The sequence below is a fragment of the Streptomyces sp. NBC_00341 genome, assembly GCF_041435055.1.
Classification (GTDB): domain Bacteria; phylum Actinomycetota; class Actinomycetes; order Streptomycetales; family Streptomycetaceae; genus Streptomyces.
This window is the reverse complement of the sequence record NZ_CP108002.1, coordinates 5,512,290-5,529,145: the sequence shown is the minus strand read 5'-3', so window position 1 is coordinate 5,529,145 and position 16,856 is coordinate 5,512,290. Positions and strand designations below refer to the sequence as shown.

The window sequence follows — 16,856 nt, the reverse complement described above, 5'->3', positions numbered from 1 at the left end:
CGGCACGCACCTCGCGCGCCCCTGCCTCGCCGGCCCACGGCCATCCGACGACTGCCATCCGCCGACTGCCGTGCACCGGCTGCCCGCCGGGCCAGTCTGCCATCGTTGCCTGACGATCACACCGTGGCGGAATGGTCACTTCCGTGCCACAGGCCACAGTCATCCCTTGAACAGACCTCCCCCAACCACAAGGCTGGAACCAGGACGGGGCAAGGCCGCTCAACTCGCCGCATTCCGGAGCTTTTCGCTCCGGCACGCCCCTCCCCCGGTGTCCGTCCCTTCTCGGGGGAGGGGACGGGCACCGGTGAGCGGCACGGTTCAGCGGATCGTGAAGTGGACCGCGTTCTCCAGGAACGGGATGTCCAGCCACGGCTTGGGCTGGGCCATCAGCGAGAGCATCACGATGAGGACGCCCAGCAGTCCGTACGTCACCAGGTCCGTGAAGCGGGAACGCACCGCGAGCATGCCCACCGAGGGGATCACGAGCCGGAGCACCGCGCCCCCGATGAGGGCCACACCGATCAGTATCGTGCCGATCCGGAAGGCCTCCACGAAGGGGTCGGTGGCCACGACCAGCAGCCCGATCGCGGCCGTGCAGAGCACCACGAGCAACGGCCACTGCCGGGCGGGGGCCGGCGCGTCCCCGCCCGCCGCCCGGCCGCCGCCCTCGGGGCGCGCGGTGTCCGTGGTGAGCGCCGCCGCCTCGCGCGAGCGGCCCGCCGCGGACCCCTCGGCGGGAGCGGGTGCCAGGTGGCTGCCGGTGCGGCCGTCCGCGGTGTCGTCCGCCGCGCCTCCCGGCGCCTCTACGGCTTCCGCTTGCGCTTCCACTTCCGCCGCATCGCTCTCGGCGGCCGGCCCGTCCGCGGCGGCGGCGCGGTCGGCCGGACTCGTACCAGCACCCATGGGGTTCCTTCCGGTTCGGATCAGCCCGCGGCCGGGGCGGAGTCGCGCTCGGCCCCCTCGACCACGTTGACGAGCAGCTGGGCACGGGTCATCGGGCCGACGCCGCCCGGGTTGGGCGAGATCCACGCGGCGACCTCGGCCACGCCCGGGTGGACGTCGCCGACGATCTTGCCGTTCTCGTCCCGGCTGACGCCGACGTCGAGCACGGCCGCACCCGGCTTCACGTCCTCGGGCTTGATGATGTGGGGCACACCGGCCGCCGCGACGATGATGTCGGCCTGCCGGAGCTGGGCGGAGAGGTCACGCGTACCGGTGTGGCACTGGGTCACCGTGGCGTTCTCCGACTTGCGGGTCAGCAGCAGCGGGATCGACCGGCCGATGGTGACACCGCGTCCGACGACCACGACGTGCGCTCCGTTGATCTCCACGTCGTGGTGGCGGAGCAGCTGCACGACACCCTGCGGGGTGCAGGGCAGCGGGCCCTTCTCGTTGAGCACGAGCCGGCCGAGGTTCATCGGGTGCAGGCCGTCGGCGTCCTTGGCCGGATCCATCAGTTCCAGGACGCGGTTGGTGTCGATTCCCTTGGGGAGCGGCAGCTGCACGATGTAACCCGTGCACTCGGGATCGGCGTTCAGCTCGCGTACGACGTCCTCGATCTCCTCCTGGGTGGCGGTGTCGGGGAGTTCGCGCTGGATCGAGCCGATGCCGACCTGCGCGCAGTCGCGGTGCTTGCCGGCCACGTACCACTTGCTGCCCGGGTCGTCCCCCACCAGGAGGGTCCCCAGGCCGGGGGTGATGCCCCGCGCCTTGAGGGCCGCCACGCGGACGGTGAGATCGGACTTGATCGCGGCTGCGGTGGCTTTGCCATCGAGAATCTGGGCAGTCATGGGGGCATTCTCGCGGATGACCCCACCCGGGACCAATTGCAGGTACCGGCCGTGGACACAAGGTTGCGCTTGGACAACTTCTCGCACATCTGGCTGGACAAACTTACGTCCCGCTTATAACGATGAAGGCCGCAGTGCCGCAGAAGTACCCGGGGGGCGGACCACTGATGTTTTCTTCCTCCACGCGGCCGCAATTCGTCCCCGTATGTCCGTTGGAGGAAACGCCCACATGAGCTTCGGCGACCCGAACCCGAACAACCCCTACGGGCAGCAGCCCGGCCAGCCGCCGCAGGACCAGCCGGGCTACGGCTACCCCCAGCAGGCTCCCCAGGGGATCCCGCCGCAGGGCCAGCCCGGTTACGGCTACCCGCAGCAGCAGCCCGGCGTTCCGCCGCAGGGCCAGCCCGGCTACGGCTACCCGCCCCAGCAGCCGGGCGGCACCCTCCAGGCCAACAACGGCTACATCAACGTGCCGGGCCTCGGTACCGTCGAAGTCGCCACGATGGGGCGCCGCCTGGGCGCGCGTGCACTGGACGGCGTCGCGTACAGCATCCTCTACGTGATCTTCTCGGTCATCGGCATCGCGGGCCTGGTGGGTGCCTCGAAGACCGTCGACGACTGCAGCGACACCGCGTACGGCACCGCCGCCCACACCCAGTGCGTCAACGACGCGGCCTCCGCCAGCGTCGGCGTCGTCGCGGGCTTCCTCGGCTTCATCGCCGTGTTCGCGCTGATCGCGCTGCTCTACGAGTGGCTGATGGTCTCCATCTGGGGCGCCACGCTCGGCAAGATGGTCCTCAACGTCAAGGTCGTCAAGGAGAGCACCGGCCAGGCCCCCGGCCTGGGTGCGGGCTTCATCCGCTGGATCATCCCGATGGTCGGCTCGCTCTTCTGCGGCCTCGGTACGCTGCTGGTCTACCTCTCCCCCTTCTTCGACAACTCGGGCAAGCTCCAGGGCTGGCACGACCGCGCCGGCTCCACGATCGTCATCAAGACGAAGTGAGCATGCTGAAGGTGTAACCACCCGCACCACTGCGAAGGCCGCCGACTCCCCTTACGTTCCGGGGAGTCGGCGGCCTTCGGTCGTACCCGGGCCACCCGGGTGCGATGCGTGTCAGTGGAAGAAGTGCCGGGTGCCCGTGAAGTACATCGTCACGCCCGCCTTCTTCGCGGCCTCGACCGCCAGCTCGTCACGGACCGAACCGCCGGGCTGGGCCACGGCCTTGACGCCGGCGCCGGTCAGGATCTCCAGCCCGTCGGGGAAGGGGAAGAAGGCGTCGGAGGCGGCGTAGGAGCCCCGGGCCCGCTCCTCGCCCGCGCGCTCGACGGCGAGCTTCGCGGAGTCGACGCGGTTGACCTGGCCCATGCCGACGCCGACCGAGGCGCCGTCCTTGGCGAGCAGGATCGCGTTGGACTTGACCGCGCGGCACGCCTTCCAGGCGAAGGACAGCTCCCGCAGCTCGTCGGCGGAGAGCGCCTCGCCCGCGGCGAGCGTCCAGTTGGCCGGGTCGTCGCCCTCGGCCTGGAGCCGGTCGGTGACCTGGAGCAGCGCACCGCCGTCGATCGGCTTGACCTCGACCTCTGCGGACGGGGCCTCGGGGCAGCGCAGCACCCGGATGTTCTTCTTGCGGGACAGCACCTCGACGGCGCCGTCCTCGTACGCCGGGGCGACGATGACCTCGGTGAAGATCTCCGCGACCTGCTCGGCCATGGCGACGGTCACCGGACGGTTGACGGCGATGACACCGCCGTACGCGGAGAGCGGGTCGCAGGCGTGCGCGTTGCGGTGCGCCTCCGCCACGTCGTCGGCGATCGCGATGCCGCACGGGTTGGCGTGCTTGATGATCGCGACACAGGGCTCGGCGTGGTCGTACGCGGCCCGGCGCGCGGCGTCGGTGTCCGTGTAGTTGTTGTACGACATCGCCTTGCCGTGCAGCTGCTCGGCACCGGCCAGGCCGCCGGTGCCGGAGGTGTAGAGCGCGGCGGGCTGGTGCGGGTTCTCGCCGTAGCGCAGGACGTCCTGGCGCTCGTACGTCGTACCGAAGAAGTCGGGGAAGCCCGAGTCGTCGGCGGCGGCGTAGTCGGCCGCGAACCAGGAGGCCACGGCGACGTCGTACGCGGCGGTGTGCTGGAAGGCCTCGGCGGCGAGCCGCTTGCGGGCGGTCAGGTCGAAGCCGCCGGCCTCGACCGCGGCCAGCACGTCGGCGTAGCGCTCGGGGCTGGTGACGACGGCCACCGACGGGTGGTTCTTCGCGGCGGCACGGACCATCGACGGGCCGCCGATGTCGATCTGCTCCACGCACTCGTCGGCGGAGGCGCCGGAGGCGACGGTCTCCTTGAACGGGTAGAGGTTGACGACCACCAGGTCGAACGGCTCCACGCCGAGCTCGGCGAGCTGCTCGCGGTGGGCGTCCAGCCGGAGGTCGGCCAGGATTCCGGCGTGGACGCGGGGGTGCAGCGTCTTGACGCGGCCGTCGAGGCACTCGGGGAAGCCGGTGAGCTCCTCGACCTTGGTGACCGGCACCCCGGCGGCCGCGATCTTTCCGGCGGTGGAGCCGGTGGAGACCAGCTCGACACCGGCCTCGTGCAGACCGCGGGCGAGGTCTTCGAGCCCGGTCTTGTCGTAGACGCTGACCAGGGCGCGGCGGATGGGCTTATTCACCGACATGATCGAGATGAACCTTTCGTCCCTCAATGCGATAGCCGTCACGGGCGAGCCGCCCCACGGCCTCGACGAGCAGCTTGCGCTCGACTTCCTTGATGCGTTCATGGAGGGCCGCTTCGCCCTCCGGGGTGTCCTCTTCGGTCACCTCGACCACGCCCTGCGCGATGATCGGACCGGTGTCGACGCCGTCGTCGACGAAGTGGACGGTGCACCCGGTGGCCTTCACGCCGTACGCGAGCGCGTCACGTACCCCGTGGGCACCGGGAAAGCTGGGGAGCAGGGCGGGGTGGGTGTTGATGATCCGGCCGCCGAACCCGGCGAGGAACTCCTTGCCGACGATCTTCATGAACCCCGCGGACACGACGAGGTCCGGGCGGTGCGCGGCGGTGGCGGAGGCGAGCGCGGCATCCCACTCCGCGCGCGTCTCGTGGTCCTTGACCCGGCACACGAACGTGGGGATTCCGGCTCGTTCGGCCCGCTCAAGACCGGCGATCCCGTCGCGGTCCGCACCGACCGCCACGACCTGGGCGCCGTACCCCTCGGGGTCGTCACCGATCGCGTCGAGCAGGGCCTGGAGGTTCGTACCCGATCCGGAGACCAGGACGACCAGTCGGGCCGGGGCGGCGGAGGAGAGCGGGGAGGCCACGGCTGGGCCCTTTCTCGCGTATGGAGCAGTCCGAAGCGGCCGCGCCACGGCGGCCATGCTGTTTGTACGGTCGTACGAAAGAATCACGCCCCCCGATACGGGGAACTCTACGAACGAGCCGACCGTCAGCAACGATACCGGCACCTTGCGAGGCCCTTGCGTGACGGGGGTGAGGGACCGGTGGCGCTCCGGCCGGTACCGGGAGCGGTGCTGCGGGCGGCAGCTGTCGGCCACCGCGCGTACACGCCCAGCTTTCGGCCCCTCCTCACCGGGAGGTAGCGTCAGGGACAGCGAACCGTCCGCAGGGCGGCAATGACGAGATGGGGAAGACGTTCACCATATGCCGGACCGACGCCGCCGCACCGCCTTCCGCCACCCGCTGACCGAGCCGAGCTCACTGCTGATGCGGGAGCGCCAGTCCCCCACGCCGGGCTCCTCCTCTTCTTCTTCCTCTCCTTCCTCTTCTTCCTCGCCCTCTTCTTCGTCTCCTTCGTCCTCTTCGCCGTCGGGGTCCTCCGGGTCCGGCCCGCAGGACGACAACCCCTTCGCGCCGCCGCCGGAGGACCGCCCGGACCAGCCGTGGCAGCCGCGTCACCCGGCCAACGGCGGGAACAACGGCGACAGCGGGGACGGTGAGGACGCGCCCGAGGGCGGCTCCACGGACAACCGGCCCGTCTGGGGCAGCCAGTGGAGCAGCGACCAGCCCGGACGCCAGAGCGGTGGCTTCGGCGGGCAGCCCGCCGGGCCCACCGGCCCGAACGGGCAGGGTGGCGGCAAGGGCGGTCCTGAGGGCAAGCCCGGCGGGATGCGCTGGGACCCGACCGATCCCTTCCAGCGCCGGGCGCGCTACTCGCTGCTCGCCGGTATGTGGGCCTTCTTCTTCGCGATCTTCGATCTGCCGGAGATCGCCCTGCTGCTGGGGGCGCTCGCGACCTACTGGTCCATCAGCGCGCTCCGGGCCAAGCCGAAGGACCCGTCAGCGACCGGCGACCGGGCCGCCGGGCAGGCTGCGGCCCCCGGCGCGGGCGCCGCTCTCCAGGGGCCCGGTACCGCCGCGGGCCCGGCCCAGGCGCCGGGTACGGCAGCCGCGCCGGGTTCGGCAGCCGCGCCGGGTACACCGGGCGCACCGGGCGCCAATGTCCTACAGCGCGGCAGCAGGCAGCAGACGACAGCCGCCGTCAGCGGTCTGGTGACGGCACTGATCGCGCTGGCGATCGTCGCGACGTCGTTCACGGTGCAGCTGGTCTACCGCGACTACTACACCTGCGTGAACGACGCCCTCACCAAGTCGGGCCAGGTGGCCTGCAACGATCTGCTGCCGAAGCCGCTGGAGCCCCTCTTCGGCGTCAAGAAGTAGCGTCCGGAGTCGGCTTCAGAAAGCAGCGTCCGGCGGGCGGACCGGTCCGGCCTCGGCCGGCTGGTCCGCCCGTTCGCTGTCCGCCCGCGCGTGCCAGGGATCGGTCGGCAGGAAGTCGTACAGCTCGGCGTCCTCACCGTCCCCGCCGTCCCCGCCGTCCCCGCCGTCTCCGCCGCCCTCACCGTGCTTGGCGTCCTTGGCTCCCTTCGTGTCCTTGGCGTCCTTGGCGTCCTTATCCCGCCCGGCGGTGCCTTCCGATACGGGAGCGGGAGCGGGGGCGGGTGTCGGTGTCGGTGCGGGCACGGTGCTCTTCGCCGGCTGCTCGGGGGCGGCACGTCCACGCAGCCGCCAGGCCCGCAGGAGCAGCGCCAGCGGAACGCCGAGCACCGCCGTCCACACCAGGGCCGCCGCCCCGGTGAGCCACCACACGGGACCGAACTCCGCCAGCGCCCGGGTCCCGAGCGGTCCGCCGGCCGCCGCCGCCAGGAGCGCGGCGCCGATCCCGCACCCCAGCGCCCCCAGCACGGCGGTGAACGCGGTCTCCCGCAGGCTCCACGCCTCCTCGCGCTCACCGTGCGCGGGCGCCGCCCGTCGCACGGTGAACCAGGCCACCGCCAGCGCCGCCGCGACCGGGACCGCGGCCGTCGCCCAGTTCGGCGGCGCCCCCGCGCCCTCGGCCGGCATCGCGGCCAGCAGCGGGAAGTCCGGCACCGCCGGGCGGCCGGTGAACCCGAGCGGGCCGACCGTGGACGCCGTACCGAGCGCGAACCCCGGCCCGAGCCCGTACGCCGCGCCCCACACCGCCGCGTTCGGCACCAGCAGCAGCGCCAGGAACAGCACCGCGAACCGGCCGGCCCAGTCGCCCGAGAGCCGCAGGAACGAGTCCTGGACCGGGTCCGCGTGCCACACCAGCGCCACCGCGACCACCAGCGCGCCCCCGCCCAGCAGGACCATCACTCCGGCCGCCGCAGACCGGCCCGCCGCCTCCGCCCGCCGGATGAACCGGGAGCGCGCCATCGCCTCGTGCAGCCGCACCGGCGCCCATGACGGCGGCGGCCCGAGCGGGCGCCCGGCGGCCGTCCACACCCCGGCCGCCGCCGCGCCCACCACCACGAGGAGCGACGGGAACAGCAGGGACAGCGGCTCCGCGGACAGCGAGGCCCCGCGCACGTAGAGCGCGACGGGCGCTCCGACCAGCAGATAACCGCCCGTCACCAGGGCGAAGGCGGCCGCGGGCGAGGGGGCTACGCGCCCTTCGTCGGGCTCCAGCGCGTCCCTGACCGCGCGGTGCACCAGCCAGACCGGCACGGCGGCGAGCAGCAGCGGGACGACGCCGACGGGGGCCGGGGTCCCGGTCAGGGTGTCGGTTCTGATCAGTTCGGCACCATGGGCGAGCAGCCAGAGGCCTGCGGCCGTGTGCACGGCCTCGCCGGGACCGCTGCCGGAGGCCGGGGAACTGATCCACAGCACCATGACGAGCACCGCGATGGAGCCCAGCCCGAGCCCTGCGGCGAGCACGCCGCGCAGCAGCGCCGAGGCCAGTACGGCGGGCCGTCCCTGCTCCGCTGACAACGAGGGGCTGCGTTCGGTCACTTGGGTCACGCCGCAATGCTCCCAACGACACGCGCTTAATCCATGTAACGGGCGAATGACCGCTGTGTCGCTCAATATATGCTTATGTACTTTTTGACCCAGTGCAGACCGGGCGGGGAACCCTCATGACACAGAGCACGACCGGCACGGCGGCCGCCCAGCCGCTCCCCTCACCCAAGGAGCGCCGCAGGCTGCGCGAGGCGAAGTCGCTGAGCGAGGAGCAGGTCGCGGCGGCCGTGGGGGTCACCCGGGCCACAGTCCGGTCCTGGGAGACGGGCCGCACCAGTCCACGCGGGCGCAAGCGCGAGGCGTACGCCAGGCTCATCGGAACGGCGGACGCGACGTCCGCGTCCGCACCCACGTCCACGCCCCCGGCACCCCCGCAGCCCCCCGTCGACGCGCCCGTCGAGTCCCCCACCGGAGCACCAGTCGCGCCGCCCACCGAATCCCTTGCGGAGCCGCCCACCGAATCCCTCGCGGAGACGCCCGCCGGGTCCTGCGGCGAGGCGCACGCCGAACCCTCCGCCGAGGCGCCCACATCGTCTCCCACGTCGTCCACCGCCTCCCCGGCCGAGGCGTTCGACGCGCTGTACCGGCATACGGCCGCCGCGCTGTTCCGCCAGACCTATCTACTGACCGGCCGCCGCAACCTGTCCCGCGAGGCCGTCGGCAAGGCCTTCGACCTCGCCTGGCAGCGCTGGCCGGAGGTCGCCGTGGACCGCGACCCGGTGGGCTGGGTGCGGGCGGCCGCCTACGAGCACGCGATGTCGCCGTGGCGCCTGATGCGCCCCGAACACCGCCGGGCCGATCCGCCGCCCGAGGCGCCCGGCCCCCGCGCGCTGCTCGACGCGCTGCTGACCCTGCCGCCCGTGTACCGCCGCACGCTGCTGCTCCACGACGGTGTCGGGCTCGGGCTGCCCGAGACCGCGGCGGAGACGGAGGCGAGCACCCCGGCGGCGGCGGGGCGGCTGATGACCGCGCGGGCGGCCGTCGCGGAAAAGCTGCCCGAGCTCGCGACGGCGACGGCACCGGCCGAGCAGGCGGCGCTGCTGCACGAGCACCTGGGCGCGCTCGCCCTCGCCCAGCCCGCGACCTCGCTGCCGGTCCCGGAGCTGATCCGGACGGGCAGCGAGCGCAAGGCGCAGCTCTGGACACGGGCGGCCATCGCGTTCACCGTGCTGCTGATCGGCCTGACCCTGATCACCCTGGCCACCGCCCCGAGGAAGTACGAAACGCCCCAGTCGCCCGCGCAGAAGGTCGGCGGGGTGCCGGCGCTCGGCGGGCCGCAGAAGCTCACGCCGCAGGACAGGAAGCTTCAGAAGAAGCTCGGCGGCGAGCTGGTGCACGGTCCGGCCCGGCTGGTTCCCCGGGTGGGCTGAGCCCGAGGCCGTACACGAAGGACGCGGCCGTACGCGAAAGGCGCAGACCGTACACGAAAGACGCGGGCCCGTACCCCCGGCCGGGGGTACGGGCCCGCGTCTGTGCGTTCGGTGACGCGATCCTGCGGTGCTGCTCCGACGCGGTGAGGCGTCAGGCGCCGAGGATCTCGCGCGCCAGCTTGGCGGTCTCGGTCGGCGTCTTGCCGACCTTGACGCCGGCGGCCTCAAGGGCCTCCTTCTTCGCCTGCGCGGTGCCGGAGGAGCCGGAGACGATGGCGCCGGCGTGGCCCATGGTCTTGCCCTCGGGGGCGGTGAAGCCCGCGACGTAGCCGACGACCGGCTTGGTGACGTTCTTCGCGATGAAGTCCGCCGCGCGCTCCTCGGCGTCGCCGCCGATCTCGCCGATCATGACGATGAGGTCGGTCTCGGGGTCGGCCTCGAACGCCGCGAGGGCGTCGATGTGCGTCGTACCGATGACGGGGTCGCCACCGATGCCGACGGCGGACGAGAAGCCGATGTCGCGGAGCTCGTACATCATCTGGTAGGTCAGCGTGCCGGACTTCGACACGAGACCGATGCGGCCGGGCTTGGTGATGTCGCCCGGGATGATGCCGGCGTTGGACTGGCCGGGGGTGATGAGACCCGGGCAGTTCGGGCCGATGATCCGGGTCTTGTTGCCCTTGGCGTTGGCGTACGCCCAGAAGGCGGCCGAGTCGTGCACGGCGATGCCCTCGGTGATCACGACGGCGAGGGGGATCTCGGCGTCGATCGCCTCGACGACGGCGGCCTTCGAGAAGGCCGGCGGCACGAAGAGGACGGACACGTTCGCGCCGGTCTTCTCGATCGCTTCCTTGACGGAACCGAAGACCGGGACCTCGTTGCCGTCGAAGTCGACGGAGGTGCCGGCCTTGCGCGGGTTCACGCCGCCGACGATGTTGGTGCCGTCGGCGAGCATGAGCTTGGTGTGCTTCATGCCCGTCGCGCCGGTCATCCCCTGGACGATGACCTTGCTGTCCTTGGTGAGGAAGATAGCCATGGTGGTCTGAGTCCCTCTTCCTTACTTCGCAGCCGCGGCGAGCTCGGCGGCCTTGTCGGCCGCGCCGTCCATGGTGTCCACGCGCTGGACCAGCGGGTGGTTGGCGTCGGAGAGGATCTTGCGACCCAGCTCCGCGTTGTTGCCGTCGAGGCGCACGACGAGCGGCTTGGTGACCGCTTCGCCCTTGGTCTTGAGCAGTTCGAGCGCCTGGACGATGCCGTTGGCGACCTCGTCACAGGCGGTGATGCCGCCGAAGACGTTGACGAACACGGACTTGACGTCCGGGTCGCCGAGGATGATCTCCAGGCCGTTCGCCATGACCTCTGCGGAGGCGCCGCCACCGATGTCGAGGAAGTTGGCGGGCTTCACGTTGCCGTGGTTCTCACCGGCGTACGCGACGACGTCGAGGGTCGACATGACCAGACCGGCACCGTTACCGATGATGCCGACCTCGCCGTCGAGCTTGACGTAGTTGAGGTTCTTGGCCTTGGCGGCAGCCTCGAGCGGGTTGGCTGCGGCCTTGTCCTCGAGCGCCTCGTGGTCGGGCTGGCGGAAGTCGGCGTTCTCGTCGAGAGAGACCTTTCCGTCCAGGGCCAGGATCCGGCCGTCCTTGGTCTTCACCAGCGGGTTGACCTCGACGAGGAGGGCGTCCTCCGCGACGAAGGTGTCCCACAGGGTCACCATGGCCTCGGCGACACCCTCGGCCACGTCGGCCGGGAACTTCGCCTGGGCCACGATCTCGCGGGCCTTGACGATGTCGACACCGTCAACGGCGTTCACCGGGACCTTCGCGAGGGCCTCGGGGGTCTTCTCCGCGACCTCCTCGATGTCCATGCCGCCCTGCACGGAGGCCATGGCCAGGAAGGTGCGGTTGGTGCGGTCGAGGAGGTACGAGACGTAGTACTCCGCCTCGATCTCCGGGGACAGCTCGGCGATCATCACCTTGTGGACCGTGTGGCCCTTGATGTCCATGCCGAGGATGTCGGTCGCACGGGCGACCGCCTCGTCGGGGTCGGCGGCCAGCTTGACGCCACCGGCCTTGCCTCGGCCACCGACCTTCACCTGCGCCTTGACGACAGACTTGCCGCCCAGCCGCTCGGTCGCCTCGCGGGCTGCCTCAGGCGTGTCGATGACTTCACCGGCCAGCACCGGTACACCGTGCTTGGCGAAGAGGTCCCTCGCCTGGTACTCGAACAGGTCCACGCGCGTCCGTCCCTTATCAAATGGTCTCGCGGTTGGTTTTCTGCGTGGGCGTGCCGCGAGGGGCAACGTGACTGCTCTGTCACTAGGAAGGCGCACACGGTGACCGAATACGCGGCATGTCCATCTCGCAGGTTATCCCCGCGCCCCGCAGGACCCTAAATCGCAGATCCTCCCTGGGCGGTGATTACGGTCACAGACCGCCCTGGTGGCCGGGTCGCAGTGGACAAATCGACACCGGTACGAGGGTCGGGGGACGTCCCGTCCGGGCCGGGGGACACCACCGTCACGCGGGGGCCTCCCGGTCCGGCACGGGCAGCGGCCGCTTCTCGATCGCGGCCGCCATCACCTCGGGGAAGAGGTCCGGCGTGCAGGCGAAGGCCGGAGCACCCAGCGCGGCGAGCGCCGCCGCGTGGTCACGGTCGTAGGCGGGCGCTCCCTCGTCGGAGAGGGCAAGCAGGGTCACGAACCGCACCCCGGACGCCTTCATCGCGGCGACCCGCTTCAGCATCTCGTCGCGAATGCCGCCCTCGTACAGATCGCTGATGAGCACGACGACGGTGTCCGCCGGGCGGGTGATCCTGGACTGACAGTAGGCGAGCGCCCGGTTGATGTCCGTGCCGCCGCCGAGCTGGGTGCCGAAGAGCACGTCCACCGGATCGTCGAGCTGGTCGGTGAGGTCGACGACGGCCGTGTCGAAGACGACGAGTCTGGTCCGCAGGGCGCGCATGGAGGCGAGCACGGCGCCGAAGACCGAGGCGTAGACGACGGAGGCCGCCATCGAACCGGACTGGTCGACGCAGAGGATGACGTCCTTGCGCACGGACCGCGCCGCGCGCCCGTAGCCGATGAGCCGCTCGGGCACGACCGTGCCCGTCCCGGCCGCCCCGTCCTCACCGGGGAGGGTCAGATAGTTCTTGAGGTTGGCCCGGATGGTCCGGTTCCAGTCGATGTCGTGGTGGCGCGGCCGGGTGACCTTCGCCGAGCGGTCCAGCGCACCCGTGAGCGCGGTCCTGGTGCGGGTGGTGAGGCGGCTCTCCAGCTTCTCGACGACCTTGCGCACGACGGCTCGCGCGGTCTCCTTCGTCGTCTCCGGCATGACCTTGTTGAGCGAGAGCAGGGTGCCGACGAGATGGACGTCCGCCTCGACGGCCTCCAGCATCTCCGGTTCGAGCAGGAGCGCGGAGAGGCCCAGCCGGTCGATGGCGTCGCGCTGCATGACCTGGACGACGGAGCTGGGGAAGTACGTACGGATGTCCCCGAGCCAGCGGGCCACGGAGGGCGCGGACGCGCCGAGCCCGGCCGAGCGGCCGCTGCCGCCCCGGCCGCCTGGCTGTCTGCCGCCGCTCTCGTACAGCGCGGTCAGCGCGCCGTCCATCGCGGCGTCGCGTGCGGTGAGGGTGTGGCCGGTGCTCTCCGCGCTGTCCGCGCCCAGCACCATGCGCCAGCGCCGCAGCCGTTCGGCGTCCGGCCCCTTGGTGTGCGTTTCTGTGTGCGCGTCCGCGCCCGTGTCTGTGTGCGTGTTGCCCTGCGTGTCCGCGTCCGTGTCTGTGTCCGTGTTGCCCTGCGTGTGCGCGTCCGCGCCCGTGTCTGTGTGCGTGTTGCCCTGCGTGTGCGTGTTCCTGGTCATCCCGTCGCCCCCAGCGCTTGTTCGTCGTTCTCGGTCGCCGTCGCTCCCCCGTCCAGGCCCAGCAGGAGGCGGAGCACCGGCAGCACCGCGTCCGCGCGTGGACCGTCCAGGACGGGGCCGAATCCGGGGGCCGTCGTCACGCCGGGGACCGCGCCCGCGCCGGTCCCTCCCCCGGCGGCCGGGCCGCGCCGGACGAGCTCGCCCAGCGTGCGCCGGATGCCCGGTTCGTACGCCGAGAAGGTGCGGCGCAGCAGCGGCAGTACGTCGGTGAAGGTGTCGGGGGCGACTTGGGACAGCCAGGCGTCGACCAGGGCGAGCAGCCTCTCGTCGTGGACCAGGAGCATGCCGCCGCCGGCCGCCCCGCCGACGAAGCCCTCGATCCACGCGGCGGCGTCTGCGGGCGGTGTGCCGGGCGAGAGGGCCAGGCCCATCAGCCGGGCCGCGTCGTCCTGTTCGAGGTGCCCCTCGTCGAGCAGCAGGCGGGCGGCCCGGCCCCTGATCACTCCCGCGACCGTGTCCCGGGCGGCGAGCTTGTGCAGGACCGCTCTCCAGCGCTCGCGCAGCCCGTCCGCGTTCGCCGGTACGGCGCCGGCGAGCAGGCCGATCGCCGTGTGGACGCCGTCCACCTGGCGGCGCAGCGCGGCGGCCCCCTCGTCGTCGAGTCCGGTGCAGGCGGGGGGCAGCCCGACGCAGATCCGCTCCGCGAGCCCCGCCGCGACCTCCCCGAGCGCGGCGGTGTCCGTGGACCGGACGTCTCCGTAGCGCAGCGCGCGGGCCAGGGACGGCAGGGCGTCCGCGAGGTGGCCGACGTCCGTGTCGAGCGCGGCGCGGTCCGCGAGCATCCGCATGACGACGGGCAGCGCGTCGGGCAGTCCGGCCAGCAGGCACCGTTCCGCGAGGGCGGTGACGTCGGCCAGGGCGGTGGCCGACAGGGCGTCCGACTCGGCGCGGGCGGTCGCGGCGGAGAGCACGGTGGTGCCCCAGATGCCGGCCTCCGCGACACGTACGTACAGCTCCGGCTCCCAGCGCAGCCGCCAGCTCTCCCGGAAGGTGCCGGTGCTCCCCCGGCCCTCGGTGGGCTCGCCCCAGCCGACACCGAGGATCCGCAGCCGGTGCAGCAGCCGGCTGCGCGCCGCGTCGGTGTCCTTGCGGAGGTCGAGCTCGATGTCCCGTTCGGACGCCTCCGGTCTGAGCCGCAGGGTGCGCTGCAGGCGGGTGAGATCGCGCTGGAGCGGCACGGCGGGGGCGGTGTCCGGTACCTCGCCGAGGGCGCCGCCGACGATCAGCCGGTCCCGGACGAGGGCGAGCGGCATGTCGGAGCCCTCGCACATCACGGCCCGCACGGCGTCGGTCGCCTCGCCCAGACCGGCGAGCGGGCGGCCCCGCATGGCGGCGAGGGTCCCGGCGAGCCTGACGGCCTCGATGACATGGGCGGACGACACGAACCGGTCCTCGTCGCGCAGGAGTCCGGCGACCTTGGTCATCCACCGTTCGATCGGGCGGTCCGGGGACGCGAAGAGGTGGGCGTACCAGCCGGGTGAGTCGATCCCGGCCCCGTATCCGCTGTGCCGGGCGAGCCGCTGGTGGGTCCAGGGCACCCAGGTCAGCTCGGCCTTGACCTTGGGCAGCCCCTTGAGGAGGGCCCGGTCGGCCGCGAGGGTCGTCCTCGCTTCGAGCGCGGGTACGTGCCAGGCACCGCAGACCACGGCGACGTCGTCGTCGAACTCCTTGCGGGCCGTGCGCAGCTGGATGCGCATGTACGCCTCGCGGACCGCGTCCCTGGGGTGGCCGCCGTCCCCGTACACCTCGCGCAGGGCGGTCATCGCCTCGCCGAGCGCGGCGAAGGCCGCCAACGGGTCGCCGGGGCCCCCGTCGTGGGCGCGGTGTTCGACGACGTCCTCCCACCAGCGCTCGGGGTCGTCGTAGCCCGCGGTCTCGGCCAGCACCCCGATGGGGTCGACCGGGACGGGCGCGGGGCCCGCTTCCCCGGCCCGCTCCGCCGAGCCCGGGTGCTCCTTCTCCTTCTCCCGCTCCCGCTCCCGCTCCTCCTCCTTCTCCGCCATGGCCAGCGAGTGGGCGGCCGGGAGGTCGATGAAGCGGACCGGGACGTCGTGCGCGAGGGCCCAGCGGATCGCGACCCATTCGGGCGAGAACCCGGCGAGTGGCCAGAACGCCGCCCGGCCGGGATCGTCCACCGCGTGGGCGAGCAGTGCGACGGGCGGCCGCATCTGCTCGTCGGCGGCGAGCGGCAGCAGCGCGTCGCCCTCGGGCGGGCCCTCGATGAGCACCGCCCCGGGCCGGGCGGCCTCCAGCGCGGCGCCGACCGCACGGGCCGAGCCGGGACCGTGGTGCCGCACCCCCAGCAGCAGCGGACCGCCGGGGCGGGAGGAGCCGGGCCGTGGGATGCCGGGGCGCGGGGTGCCGGTCATGCGGAGGCCTCACGGCAGGCGCGGTAGAAGTCCTTCCAGCCGTCCCGCTCACGCACGACCGTCTCCAGGTACTCCTGCCAGACCACCCGGTCGGCGGCCGGGTCCCGGACGACCGCGCCGAGGAGGCCGGCCGCCACGTCCCCCGCGCGCAGCACCCCGTCACCGAAGTGGGCGGCGAGGGCGAGGCCGTTGGTGACGACGGAGATGGCCTCGGCCGTGGACAGCGTCCCCGAGGGTGACTTGATCCTGGTGCGGCCGTCGGTGGTGACCCCGTCGCGCAGCTCGCGGAAGACGGTGACCACGCGGCGGATCTCGGCGAGGCCGTCGGGGGCGGGAGGCAGGTCGAGGGCGCGGCCGACCTGTTCGACGCGCCGGGAGACGATCTCGACCTCCGCCTCCGGGGTGGCCGGCAGCGGCAGGACCACGGTGTTGAACCGGCGGCGCAGCGCGCTGGACAGCTCGTTGACCCCCCGGTCGCGGTCGTTGGCGGTGGCGATGACGTTGAACCCGCGGACCGCCTGGACCTCCTGGCCCAGCTCGGGCAGCGGCAGGGTCTTCTCGGACAGGATGGTGATCAGCGAGTCCTGCACATCGGCGGGCATGCGGGTGAGCTCCTCGATCCGCGCGGTCATGCCCTCGGACATGGCGCGCATCAGCGGGCTCGGCACCAGCGCGTCGCGGCTGGGGCCGTGCGCGAGGAGCTGCGCGTAGTTCCACCCGTAGCGGACGGCTTCCTCCGGGGTGCCCGCCGTGCCCTGGACCAGGAGGGTCGAGTCGCCGCTGACGGCCGCCGCGAGGTGCTCGGACACCCAGGTCTTGGCGGTGCCGGGCACCCCGAGCAGGAGCAGCGCCCGGTCCGTGGCGAGGGTGCTGACGGCGACCTCCACGAGACGGCGCGGACCCACGTACTTGGGTGAGATCACGGTGCCGTCGGGCAGCGCGCCGCCCAGCAGATACGTGGCGACGGCCCAGGGCGACAGCCTCCAACGGGCGGGACGCGGGCGGTCGTCGGCGGCGGCGAGCGCCTTCAACTCGTCGGCGAAGGCGTCCTCCGCGTGTGGGCGCAGCGCCTCCGCGCCCACGGCTGCGGTGGTTTCTGACACGGTCATGGATCCCCCTCCGGATCGGTCG

The 16,856-nt window shown here is 72.4% G+C and carries 13 protein-coding genes; 3 read left to right on the top strand and 10 right to left on the bottom strand.

The window, feature by feature from the left end; translation table 11 throughout:
* Window positions 1–318 precede the first annotated feature (318 nt).
* Together OG892_RS24995 and OG892_RS24990 are read right to left on the bottom strand one after the other, a co-directional pair.
* Window positions 319–903: a DUF3017 domain-containing protein gene (locus OG892_RS24995; protein ID WP_371630334.1), complete on the bottom strand. Its 585-nt coding sequence runs from the start codon at window positions 901–903 to the stop codon at window positions 319–321.
* Between the two features lie 20 nt (window positions 904–923).
* On the bottom strand, window positions 924–1,790 hold the full coding sequence (locus OG892_RS24990) for a bifunctional methylenetetrahydrofolate dehydrogenase/methenyltetrahydrofolate cyclohydrolase (protein ID WP_371630333.1): 867 nt from the start codon (window positions 1,788–1,790) through the stop codon (window positions 924–926).
* Window positions 1,791–2,019: 229 nt separating this feature from the next.
* Here OG892_RS24990 and OG892_RS24985 point away from each other — a divergent pair, with 229 nt between their 5' ends.
* Window positions 2,020–2,793, top strand: coding sequence for an RDD family protein (locus tag OG892_RS24985; protein WP_073732582.1), 774 nt, complete (start codon window positions 2,020–2,022; stop codon window positions 2,791–2,793).
* A 111-nt stretch (window positions 2,794–2,904) separates the two neighbouring features.
* Here OG892_RS24985 and purH read toward each other — a convergent pair whose 3' ends face one another.
* Window positions 2,905–4,458 (bottom strand): bifunctional phosphoribosylaminoimidazolecarboxamide formyltransferase/IMP cyclohydrolase, encoded by a 1,554-nt coding sequence (gene purH, locus OG892_RS24980; RefSeq protein ID WP_371630332.1) that lies wholly within the window; start codon window positions 4,456–4,458, stop codon window positions 2,905–2,907.
* On the bottom strand, window positions 4,445–5,101 hold the full coding sequence (gene purN, locus OG892_RS24975; protein WP_371630331.1) for a phosphoribosylglycinamide formyltransferase: 657 nt from the start codon (window positions 5,099–5,101) through the stop codon (window positions 4,445–4,447). Before purN ends, purH begins: the two co-directional genes overlap by 14 nt.
* A gap of 340 nt (window positions 5,102–5,441) precedes the next feature.
* Here purN and OG892_RS24970 point away from each other — a divergent pair, with 340 nt between their 5' ends.
* On the top strand, window positions 5,442–6,458 hold the full coding sequence (locus tag OG892_RS24970) for a hypothetical protein (RefSeq protein ID WP_371630330.1): 1,017 nt from the start codon (window positions 5,442–5,444) through the stop codon (window positions 6,456–6,458).
* A gap of 15 nt (window positions 6,459–6,473) precedes the next feature.
* On the opposite strand, the gene OG892_RS24965 is transcribed toward OG892_RS24970, so the two are convergent.
* Window positions 6,474–8,051, bottom strand: coding sequence for a DUF6350 family protein (locus OG892_RS24965; RefSeq protein ID WP_371631683.1), 1,578 nt, complete (start codon window positions 8,049–8,051; stop codon window positions 6,474–6,476).
* 125 nt (window positions 8,052–8,176) lie between these two features.
* Between OG892_RS24965 and OG892_RS24960 the strand changes: the two genes are divergently transcribed.
* Entirely contained in the window at window positions 8,177–9,430 is a 1,254-nt protein-coding gene (locus tag OG892_RS24960) for a helix-turn-helix domain-containing protein (protein WP_371630329.1), read from the top strand.
* 151 nt (window positions 9,431–9,581) lie between these two features.
* On the opposite strand, the gene sucD is transcribed toward OG892_RS24960, so the two are convergent.
* From sucD to OG892_RS24935, 5 genes are all read right to left on the bottom strand, one after another.
* Window positions 9,582–10,466, bottom strand: coding sequence for a succinate--CoA ligase subunit alpha (gene sucD / locus OG892_RS24955; RefSeq protein ID WP_073732588.1), 885 nt, complete (start codon window positions 10,464–10,466; stop codon window positions 9,582–9,584).
* 21 nt (window positions 10,467–10,487) lie between these two features.
* Complete coding sequence (gene sucC / locus OG892_RS24950; protein WP_073732589.1) at window positions 10,488–11,669, bottom strand: ADP-forming succinate--CoA ligase subunit beta; 1,182 nt, start codon at window positions 11,667–11,669, stop codon at window positions 10,488–10,490.
* Window positions 11,670–11,952: 283 nt separating this feature from the next.
* Window positions 11,953–13,107 (bottom strand): VWA domain-containing protein, encoded by a 1,155-nt coding sequence (locus OG892_RS24945; protein WP_328868379.1) that lies wholly within the window; start codon window positions 13,105–13,107, stop codon window positions 11,953–11,955.
* A gap of 185 nt (window positions 13,108–13,292) precedes the next feature.
* A complete protein-coding gene (locus tag OG892_RS24940; RefSeq protein ID WP_371630328.1) occupies window positions 13,293–15,725 on the bottom strand; it encodes a DUF5682 family protein in 2,433 nt (810 codons plus the stop codon).
* Window positions 15,722–16,834 carry an AAA family ATPase gene (locus OG892_RS24935; RefSeq protein ID WP_073732591.1) on the bottom strand — a complete coding sequence of 371 codons (1,113 nt, stop codon included), beginning with the start codon at window positions 16,832–16,834 and terminating at the stop codon, window positions 15,722–15,724. The genes OG892_RS24940 and OG892_RS24935 overlap by 4 nt, the downstream gene beginning before the upstream one ends.
* Between the last annotated feature and the right edge of the window lie 22 nt (window positions 16,835–16,856).